This window comes from Microcystis sp. M061S2 (assembly GCF_020245605.1).
Taxonomy (GTDB): domain Bacteria; phylum Cyanobacteriota; class Cyanobacteriia; order Cyanobacteriales; family Microcystaceae; genus Microcystis.
Map to the genome: position 1 here is coordinate 1 of NZ_JADBUP010000041.1, position 9,394 is coordinate 9,394.

At 40.6% G+C, this 9,394-nt stretch carries 9 protein-coding genes and 1 pseudogene; 5 read left to right on the plus strand and 5 right to left on the minus strand.

Features of this window, described 5'->3' with window-relative positions; translation table 11 throughout:
- Nucleotides 1-228: 228 nt before the first annotated feature.
- From IM475_RS07470 to IM475_RS07480, 3 genes are all read right to left on the minus strand, one after another.
- Nucleotides 229-714, minus strand: a complete 486-nt coding sequence (locus IM475_RS07470) for a retropepsin-like aspartic protease (RefSeq protein WP_287727166.1) — start codon at nucleotides 712-714, stop codon at nucleotides 229-231.
- 15 nt (nucleotides 715-729) lie between these two features.
- Complete coding sequence (locus IM475_RS07475) at nucleotides 730-987, minus strand: hypothetical protein (protein WP_238141873.1); 258 nt, start codon at nucleotides 985-987, stop codon at nucleotides 730-732.
- Nucleotides 988-1,267: 280 nt separating this feature from the next.
- The gene (locus tag IM475_RS07480; RefSeq protein ID WP_287727167.1) at nucleotides 1,268-2,350 is read right to left on the minus strand and encodes a fatty acid desaturase family protein; all 1,083 of its coding nucleotides are present in this window, start codon (nucleotides 2,348-2,350) and stop codon (nucleotides 1,268-1,270) included.
- Nucleotides 2,351-2,949: 599 nt separating this feature from the next.
- On the opposite strand from IM475_RS07480, the gene IM475_RS07485 reads away from it, so the two are divergent.
- From IM475_RS07485 to IM475_RS07500, 4 genes are all read left to right on the plus strand, one after another.
- Complete coding sequence (locus IM475_RS07485) at nucleotides 2,950-3,183, plus strand: DUF1830 domain-containing protein (protein ID WP_104395885.1); 234 nt, start codon at nucleotides 2,950-2,952, stop codon at nucleotides 3,181-3,183.
- A 276-nt stretch (nucleotides 3,184-3,459) separates the two neighbouring features.
- Nucleotides 3,460-3,906, plus strand: coding sequence for a hypothetical protein (locus IM475_RS07490; RefSeq protein ID WP_287727168.1), 447 nt, complete (start codon nucleotides 3,460-3,462; stop codon nucleotides 3,904-3,906).
- Nucleotides 3,907-3,913: 7 nt separating this feature from the next.
- Nucleotides 3,914-6,037, plus strand: coding sequence for a pentapeptide repeat-containing protein (locus tag IM475_RS07495; RefSeq protein ID WP_287727169.1), 2,124 nt, complete (start codon nucleotides 3,914-3,916; stop codon nucleotides 6,035-6,037).
- 142 nt (nucleotides 6,038-6,179) lie between these two features.
- Nucleotides 6,180-6,791 carry a Uma2 family endonuclease gene (locus IM475_RS07500; RefSeq protein ID WP_008200307.1) on the plus strand — a complete coding sequence of 204 codons (612 nt, stop codon included), beginning with the start codon at nucleotides 6,180-6,182 and terminating at the stop codon, nucleotides 6,789-6,791.
- 117 nt (nucleotides 6,792-6,908) lie between these two features.
- On the opposite strand, the gene IM475_RS07505 is transcribed toward IM475_RS07500, so the two are convergent.
- Nucleotides 6,909-7,163, minus strand: coding sequence for a hypothetical protein (locus tag IM475_RS07505; RefSeq protein WP_052277998.1), 255 nt, complete (start codon nucleotides 7,161-7,163; stop codon nucleotides 6,909-6,911).
- A complete protein-coding gene (locus IM475_RS07510; RefSeq protein WP_287727170.1) occupies nucleotides 7,160-8,866 on the minus strand; it encodes a potassium channel family protein in 1,707 nt (568 codons plus the stop codon). Before IM475_RS07510 ends, IM475_RS07505 begins: the two co-directional genes overlap by 4 nt.
- A 150-nt stretch (nucleotides 8,867-9,016) precedes the next feature.
- On the opposite strand from IM475_RS07510, the pseudogene IM475_RS07515 reads away from it, so the two are divergent.
- Nucleotides 9,017-9,394: pseudogene (locus IM475_RS07515) on the plus strand (DUF4351 domain-containing protein); the annotation flags it as partial.

Below are 9,394 nucleotides of genomic sequence, written 5' to 3' on the forward strand. Positions count from 1 at the left end.
CAGACATGGCTTTTTTTCTCCCCTCGCTCTACGGCACTCACTGCTTTCTGTCTTAAATCATCACTATAGGGTGCTGCCATGAAAGCTTCTCCTCATTTCTTTTTCTCTATTATGTCCTAACTATCCCGCTCTTTGCTATAAGGAAACAATTTTGAGTTTTTGAGTTGGCTGGAGATTATCAGACACTTAATCTTTCCTAAATCTTGATGAATAATAGAGGAACCCACGTTAAAGCGAAATAAATAGCTTTTCTAGTTTAAGAGTTTTTTGAGGATAATCAATGATTACCTTTAATTCTTTGAGAATGTCCCCCCCTAAAATCCCATCAATATAGTATTGTGAGAATACTCCCGGAAGAGAGCCAAAAAAAACTTCTGTTTCACTAAACAAAATAGAACCTATTTCCAGTCTATCAAGCCTAGCAGTCCTATACCGAGAACTACCCGTTGCACCACTTCCCCGAACAGATGATTGAGATGTCGGTAAATCTAGAAAGTCTAATAAATCTGGATGAAAGACAGTCACCTGTGACCCCGTATCGAGTAGGACATTAACCGTTCTTTGGTTGTCGTTAAACTCAACAGTGACTGGAATCACCCACATAGACAATCTTTCAAGATTGTGGTCTCCCTGAAATGTATGTTCAACGACAATGACGGCCATGTAGAGTAAAGATGATGGAGCAAGGATAAAAGCTGTAGCGTTGATAGCCAAGACTCATTATCAACTTTAAGCAACTTTACTTCCGTCAACAAGACCTGTATAAAACAAATATAAGTCTCCCTTCAAATGTTTAGTCTCTTGTATCAGCTTACTTTTATCGTCTGAATACCCAATAACCTTACCTTTCTCTGGCCAGCCATATTTGTCGCACCCAGTGATCTCTACGACCACCCATTGATCGGGGTAATAGGATGAGACATCGGCTATACTCAAATCTTCTGTTTTGTGGCTAAGTGCTTTCATGGCTGAATCGGCTGCTTTCATAAGCTCCTCTAGAAATGTTTAATTTTTCTGTTGAACTGCTAAACCTGAAAATAATCCTAGACAAAGGTTTCAATAGCCTAGACCTGGACTCTATGATCCGTCTGAAACTTGCTCATTATCACAGACTTCGGTTTTCAACAACCAACAATTCTTATTATAATCCCGATCTCCATTTGTAGCCAACAATTGTTGCAACGGAGATAATGACGCTTACCGATAATGTCAACCAAAAAAAATTGGGGAGATAAGCCATTTGTAACTATCTCCCTCAAGCCTCAATTTAGTGGGGTGGCATTTTGCTTAGAGATTCAAAGGTTTTGTGGATGGCTTCTACTAATCCCCAGGAGTGGGAATAATAAACACCCGCTTCTACTTCCGCTTGGCGATCGCTGTGGGCATTTACCCAATCGCTTGCCGGTCGTCGGTGGTGGTAGTCATGTACTGGACTATCGCCCGTCAGGATCAGCAGTCGCACGGGTAAATGGTAGAAAAACAGCCGGAGCCACCAACGGGTTTCTCCCCAAAATTTGACCCAAAAGGGGTCAAAATCATTGAAAACAGCCGGCTCTTCGCAACAAAAAACAGCAGAGGTCATTTCGCCAGTTTTCTTAGCAAATCTGTGTTCTACACACTGACGTAGTACGCTACTGATCTCGAAAAACACGCTCAGAGTCGGAACAAACACTAATAAAAACCCGGCCCAAGTATGGGTAATGGTCACTAAACTTAAAATCGAGAGCCAAAAACCGAAAGCCAGCCAGTTGTGTTTTGCGTCCGTTGAAGAAAACGTTCCTTTTAGGCGATCGCCAAATTGACGGCAGTGGAAAGTCGTAGAAAAAACAAGCTTAGTTAAGTGTTGCCATGCTTGCTGCGGACTCATCTCTGGACGGAAACCCGCTTTGTAAAAAAACTCAAAGGTTTCATCACCGGGGCGCATTAATCCTTTGGAATGGTGAGTTTCGCAATGCTTTTTCTTGTAACTATTAAAAGGCATGGAGAGAGTAAGAATTGAAATGAATTCCCCTAACACTTCATTCCAAAAAGGATTGGCAAAAACAGCATTATGAGAGCAAGCGTGCATAATGGTTAGCCGTTGCATCCGTAAAGATGAGAGCAAACAGACTTGACTAATGGGAATTGCCCACAGGTGGGCGTTATCTACAAAGGCATAATTGCTGATGAGAAGACCAAAGGCAAAAAGTAAAAAGGTTAGAGAGATTTCTTCCCCTACTGTTTTTCGGCGTGTCGCTTGTCCTGTGCGAGGTTTAGCGACTAACCAAGTAACCCAAGATTCTGGCAGAAACCCAGTCTTTTCGTGAATTTGTTCACGAGTATCCGAAGATGAACAATTTTGTAGTAACATAAAAATCACAAAAACTTAGTTTGATGGGTGGTAGCAATACCACCTTTTTATATTATTTTCAACGATCTCAATAAAGAACTCAACCAATTATTGTTGTTTTTTGTAGAAGAATATATTCTTTTTTATCGCCAATAATTATTGGTTTAAAGCTGTAACAATTGTTGGTTTGAGCTTGCAATAATTATTGGCTTTTAATTTTATAGTTTTGGAAACCAAATGCTTACCAGATTATGGCTTTAGTAATCTAGGCTCATCAATTTTTTCTTGGCAACAGTTCCGTGATTAGCCACGCTGAGGTTGTGTAGGGGATGGCAACCATTGGAGGGGCAGTCAATTGAACGACAAGAGTGGAAGATATTAGGAGAACTTTAACTTTTTGACTCGGCGACATACTGGCCTCCTCTTATTTCAAGTTTGTCCCTCATTGTACAAGTAAATTATTGGCTGTCAACCTACAAAAGTTGCATAATATTTGAGATTGAAAGTTGCAATAATTGTTGGTTTAACTTGGCAATATTTGTTGGTTTTCAATTCCAGAATTTTGAATTATCGTACATACATAACGTTCATCCCGTATTGCAGAAATGGAGGGGAATGGTATGTCGAATGCAACTGTTAATCAAGCAATTATCAACTGTGTATATGTAAACCGCACAGAAAAAACAGCTATTCTCAAAATTGACTCTATGGGACAATGGCTAGAGCGAGTCCTTGAGGCGGGCAAAGAAATTTTTTTTGAAGCTCCTGAAGAGGGACACTTAGATATTTTTACCTATGAGATGGCTACGATGATTCGGGAGGATAGAATTCCGTGTCGAGAATTGGCGATATAAGGATCGTCTGATTAAGGTCTTGCCAAAATTAAGGAGGGGATTGGTCGCCAAGCCTTGCAGTTTCTGGATTTGGAAACTAAACCCCTACCAGATTTTGGGTCTTGCAATAATTGTTGGTTGATTTCTCTTTTGGTTTTATGGAACTATCTCAGAAGCAATATAACTCTCCAGTTATTATTGCAATACACTTTGAAAAAGTATCGGTGACTACAAATACAGCTATGTTGATTACCTTAGGATCGAGGATCACCCCAACCGAAGGAGAGATATACTTCTATGGCAACTCCCCCATCACTATGCGATGCCAAAAAGCAGGCAAGAAACTGTGGTTTGGATATACCCAAGCTAGAAGCTTTGTTGGCAGAAATCGAACCCCTATCTGAAAAGTACACAATTATTTTCTATCTGGCGGCTACAGGTCTTTTTTCCGCCGATGATTTGGCTGAAAAGTTCAATCATAGCAGCGGCAACAATCTAAACGGAGATTTCAACAGATATATAGGAGACAATCTTAAACCTTTCCTTGATTTACATGAAAGTGATCGTCTGGGAATTACTTCCCTAAGAAGGATTCTCTTTAAAAAAGACTATTTTGTTGACATTAATGACGATGAATCAGTAAAAGTTTTGCCAACACGCTATGCTGAAAATTCACAATTAGAGGAGCCTTCTGCTTCAGACCCAATTATTGTTGATCAGAATACCACCAATCAAGGAGATTGATTTGAAAATGGAAAACACAGAGTTATTGTGCGAGGTAACAACATCGGCCAGTCCCCGTGCTGACATTATTAATGGTTTGTTAGCTCAACTAGACAATGAACAGGATAGCGATTGCCGTGCTGAAATCATAAGGAAATTAGGAGAATATCCTGAGCCTCAAGTGATTAAAAAACTTTGGGATTTGAGAAATAATCTCGAAAACGAATCTGATGATTTTGTGCAGTACGAAATTAAGCTTAGTCTGCATAAAGCGGCTACCCAAAAAGTTTTGACTCCAATAGGTATTGATTTTTTTCTGGATAACTTAGAGGTATTCCAATCAAAAGATAACAATTCTCAAGCTCCGAAAGTCTTAATTGATGCTGATCTGATTGAAGAGTTTTTATTACGAAATCAGACGACTCTTAACAGGGAAGCTGCTAGGGTTATGGGACTTGTTTTAGAGGGAAAAATTAATCCTTACATCGGCGAAATGGGATTAATCAAAATTTGGCATAATATCAAAAATCTGAAATCTAGAGAAGATGCCAATCGTTCGATCATTGAACTTCTGAGTAAGATTAACGTCGGTCAAGTTAACTTGAAAGAAATTGACCTAGAAAAATATCCCAACGTTAATTTAAAAACGGCAATTCAAGTTGAGATTGCCAGAAAGTATAGCCTAGCAGGTATTATCACCATCAGAGATCGAGAATTCATTGCCAGTGGATATCCTTTTGTGGGGTCCCCTTCCCTATTCTTACAGTTTTTAGGGAAAGATACCTCGCCAGCTTCTATCGAAAGAACTCTCAAAAATCTCGGTAAAGCGGCAATGGAACATGAAAAAGAAAAACTCAATCAGCTTGTAGAAAACGAGCCTCAACACAACTTATTCTTTGAAGATAATCTTTTGCTTTTTCAAGGCTGGAAAATTGAGAAATTTGAAATTCTTTGTGCCAATAACAATTTAACTTCCGCGACAGTTATCCTATGTAATACAAAAACCCAAGAGCGTTACACTGAATCGGCCTTTAAAAAAGGTTCAGTAGATGCACTTTTTACTGCTTTTAATGAGGCTCTAGCTCATTTAGTTGAAATTAAACATCACCTTAAATCTGTCTATTTGGCCAACTTAAAAGAAGGTCAAAAAGGAGAAGTAACTGTCAAGGCGGTGGTCGAGTATGATGGTAAAAAAGTTATTACCATCCACACCCATGAAAATATTCTCAAGGCTTATTTTTTCGCCTACGTCAAAGCGATGATTGCCGTTTATGCACCCAAGGAATATCACCCCGATATTCATCGCACGGAAGAATTGACATATTTGCACAAAATTGGCGAACGAGATTTTCGGGGACTGAATTTCAGCCAAGTCAATTTAATGGATGGTGAGGCCAATCTTTCCGATGCAAAATTGATGGGATGTAACTTCAGTAAGGCTAATCTTTTGGAGGTTAATTTAACTAATGCTGATTTAACAGGAGCCGATTTAAGTCATGCCAATTTGAGTAAAGCTAATCTAACGGGAGCTAACTTGACCGATGTTAAATTAGATGAAAATAATCTAACCCTCCTTGATGGCACAATTTTGACTAACACAATTATGCCTGAAATTAACATTGAAATTAGCGGCGAATCCCGTTTAGAAAAGGTTGGTCAACTACTCAAACACATTGATCCTCAAAGTCAATCTCGAATCTTGGCTGTTCACTCCATGACAGATTGCATCTGGTGGGATAATCCCCTTGGTCAAAAATTCTGGGAAGTTAACGAAGAACTAATCAAAAGGGAGATTTCTATTCAACGAGTCTTTATTCTTCCTGAAGTTCCGACTCCAAAGCATTTACAGGTGATTCAGGAACAACTTAACTCTGGCATAGAAGTTGCTTGGATTTGTCAGGAAAAAGCCAAAGATGTTGAAGGCTATCGTTGGGATGATACCAACCTATTGATTAGCGAAAACTTATCTGTTCCCAGAAATTCTTTTACAGCGAGAAGAACTATGAATGGTCAAACAGAATCAGGTTATATTTCCTATCAAACAAGAGTTGTCGAGACAGATAAAAGTATCTTCAAGGATCTATGGGAAAAATCCGAAAAACTCTCTACTGAAGCTAATATTCAGGAACAATTAGCAAACCTGAATACCTGACCCCGAACTTTATTGTTTTATTAACTGATGCTCACAATGCGATCGCTCTTTCTATTCTATTTTGATAAAAAGCGATCGCTTCCCCACAATCCCTAAAAAATAACCATAAAATTAATTAATAGAATATCGGAGAAAGACAAACATGATTATCGCTCAAGAAAAACCAACTATTGCGACAGTCACCAAAACCCCTGTCACTTTGGAAGCATATCGGGCGATCGCTGAAACTTCTCAGGAACGTTATGAATATTGCCATGGAGAAATGATTCTTATGCCTGGAGGAACCGCAACCCACAGCGCAATTGCGATCAATATCTCGGTTTTTTTGGGATTTTTATTGAGAGATAGGGATTTTCGTCTGTATAACAGCGATCTGCGGCTGTGGATTCCTGAATATAATTGTGGAACCTATACCGATCTCATGATCGTTAACCATGAACCGGAATTTAACGGCGATCGCAAAGACGAAATTCTTAATCCTTTATTTATTGTAGAGGTGCTTTCCCCCGCCACGGAAGCCTATGATCGAGGTGATAAATTTAGAAAATATCGTTCCCTGCCAAGTTTTTGTGAATATCTGCTCGTTAGCCAAACTGAACCCTACATTGAGCAATATTTTAGACTCGCACAGAGCGATCGCTGGCAACTACAAACCTACGATCAACTTAGTCAAATAATCCCTCTGGAGAGTTTAAACGTTGAACTTCCCTTGCTAGAAATTTATCGTCGTGTTAGTTTTGCCGCAGCCTCATAAATCCCTTAATCCGATTAATAACCTTTCTATTTTGTTTGCATAAAAAGCGATCGCCCCACAGTTTAAACTCAAAAAACCGCCATCGACAAAGAAGCGGCGAGTAGTAGTTCATTAGAACTACTCTGGATGGTTAGGCAGAGAATGATATTGAAAGATGCCAAATATACTGCCGACACTGCCGACACTGAGAATACTGCCAACACTGCCAATACTAAGAATACTGCCGACACTGCCAATACTGAGCATACTGCCGATACTAACCAGACTTAAAATGCTGCTGGCACTAGCGAGACTTAAAATGCTGCCGGCACTGCCTAAACTCAAGATACAGCGATAACTAGCTTTGCTCAGATAATTAAGACCAGAAATCATTTTAAATCGGGGAAAGATTGGGGAATAGTTAGGGAAGTATTTTGCCAAACCTGTTGTAAACGCATAGCCGGCATAGTTAGATAAAGAATATCACCTTGATCGAGAGTGATTTCTAGTAATTGCCAACCGTGGATAGTTTGACCTTGTTTTTCTAGGTAAAGTGGCACAAAATCGGCATTCATCGCCGCTTCCTTGATAATTTGCCCCATAAAAGGATGATTAGGTGTGATTAATGTAGCTAAAGCAACCCAGAGGAGATCATCGGTCATGCCATTACCGAGAATTCTACCGCCCAAAGCGGCCGCGGCGAAGGAATAGGTAGCTAGATCCCGGGGACATAATACCGTATCAAAATCAAAAACCTCTTGAATCGATCGCCCGAATTGTTCCTGAGAGCAGCGTAAAACTAGATTAATTTTAGGAGCGATCGCTTTAGCAGTGAGGGCAATCTCCACATTAATCATATCCTCGTAAGTAACCACGATCAAAGATTCGGCGTTGTTAATATTAGCGGTTTCTAGGGTAGCCACTAGACGCGCATCCTCGATGATGACGGGGATTCCCCAGGAGCGCACGGAATGCAAAAATCGATTATTGGGGTCCGATTCGATCACCACCACTTCACAGCCTTGGTCGTGCAATTGTCGCACGATCCGGGTGCCGATACCTCCTAAACCACAGATAATGTGATGATTGCGGACGGGAATGCGGGTAGCATCCCAAAACTGCTTAAAGCGACTACCGAGAATAAAATCGTTAAGGAGAGCATAACAGATACCAATAACCCCGGCACCGACAATCATCATGACCACGGTAAAAATTTTGATACTATCGGGGGTAGATTCGGCCACTTTTTCGTTACCTCCGGCGCCGGTAATCATCCCAACGGAGAAATAGAGGGAATCGACGAGGGAAATTTTTTGATTAACGCTGAGATAGGTAACGGTAGCAAGGGAAATCATCCCCAAGAGGGAAAGGGTGACAAGAATTACCGGTTGGACATAGTGCTGATAGGGACGGAGATTGAGCAGATTTCTCAGCCACTTTTGCAGTTTAAAACGCTGTTTTGCCTTAATTGTCGGTTTATTGCCGATAATGAGATGATCGCCAGTTTGGAGTTTTTTGCCTAAAAGAACTGCGGAAACCAGATCGATTTCGTCGTGGGCTGGGAGATAATAGATTAACATCCGGGCCGGATCGTCCCAAAGTTCGTAGAGGGGTAATCCCCACCAAGGATGATTTTCATCGATAATTATCTCTTGAATTGGCCAAAGGCGATCGAATAGCTGTAATTGACCGATAGCTTTATTCCCAAGAGCAGCAAAGGAAAAGATCGGAGCCGCTAGGGAAGCAACGCTCATGCTAACGTGAGCAGGGAGGGTTTGATCGAGTCTTTCTCCCAAAGTTTCGTTAAATAGTCGGTTAACTATCCGAATTTTCGGGTTAATTATCCTGGCGCGGGTGAGAATTTCCAGATTGAGTGCGTCGTTATCGATGGCCAAAACTAGGGTTTCTGCATCCGGGAGACCAGCTTGCAGGAGAGTTTTAGGAGAGCAGGGATCGCCGATAATAATATCAGACTGGTATTCGCAGACCATTTGGCGATTGCTAATCGCTACTACTGCCGCAGATTGTTGTTTGAGTAAACAAAAGATTTTATAACCGGTGCGACCTAATCCACAGACGATGATTTGCGGTTTCATTCGTCGAGCGCGTTTTTTGCTGATTAACCTTTCAGTTTTAGCGCAAAAACTAGGAAAAATCTGTAACTAAAGCTGCAATGCTGCTAATTTTTCCAATCAGGCTTTTAAAATGATAAAATAACCCTGATCATCGATTGAATCACTTCAGCCTTGACTCGCTTTCTCTGGGATAAATTTAGTAAAGATTACCTCGAAACTTTTCTCGCTTCTTCCGGTGACGTGAAAACCAGCCTTAATGTGACGGCAGAAACTCAAGAAATCGATGTGTATTTTCGACCGACTTCCCCAGAAATACCGCCTGAATTAGGCCTATTGGGCAAATTAGCTCAAACCCCTTGTTTATTGGAACCCTATCGCAATCCGGTCACGATTGATGGCATTATTGCCTGTTTATCTAAACTGTTGACTGTGCGGGAACAATTACAAAGAGAAGCTCACCGCAATCAACAACCCTTATTAGCAGAAAATATCCCTAGACTATGGATACTAACTCCTACGGCCAGTCAAAGAATTATAACTGCTTTTTCC

Bases quoted from the DNA above. Each gene is read 5' to 3' on its own strand.
- IM475_RS07475 (WP_238141873.1), bottom strand. From the start codon at position 987: ATGAAAGCAGCCGATTCAGCCATGAAAGCACTTAGCCACAAAACAGAA.
- IM475_RS07480 (WP_287727167.1), bottom strand. From the start codon at position 2,350: ATGTTACTACAAAATTGTTCATCTTCGGATACTCGTGAACAAATTCAC.
- IM475_RS07485 (WP_104395885.1), top strand. From the start codon at position 2,950: ATGTCGAATGCAACTGTTAATCAAGCAATTATCAACTGTGTATATGTA.
- IM475_RS07490 (WP_287727168.1), top strand. From the start codon at position 3,460: ATGGCAACTCCCCCATCACTATGCGATGCCAAAAAGCAGGCAAGAAAC.
- IM475_RS07495 (WP_287727169.1), top strand. From the start codon at position 3,914: ATGGAAAACACAGAGTTATTGTGCGAGGTAACAACATCGGCCAGTCCC.
- IM475_RS07500 (WP_008200307.1), top strand. From the start codon at position 6,180: ATGATTATCGCTCAAGAAAAACCAACTATTGCGACAGTCACCAAAACC.
- IM475_RS07505 (WP_052277998.1), bottom strand. From the start codon at position 7,163: ATGATTTCTGGTCTTAATTATCTGAGCAAAGCTAGTTATCGCTGTATC.
- IM475_RS07510 (WP_287727170.1), bottom strand. From the start codon at position 8,866: ATGAAACCGCAAATCATCGTCTGTGGATTAGGTCGCACCGGTTATAAA.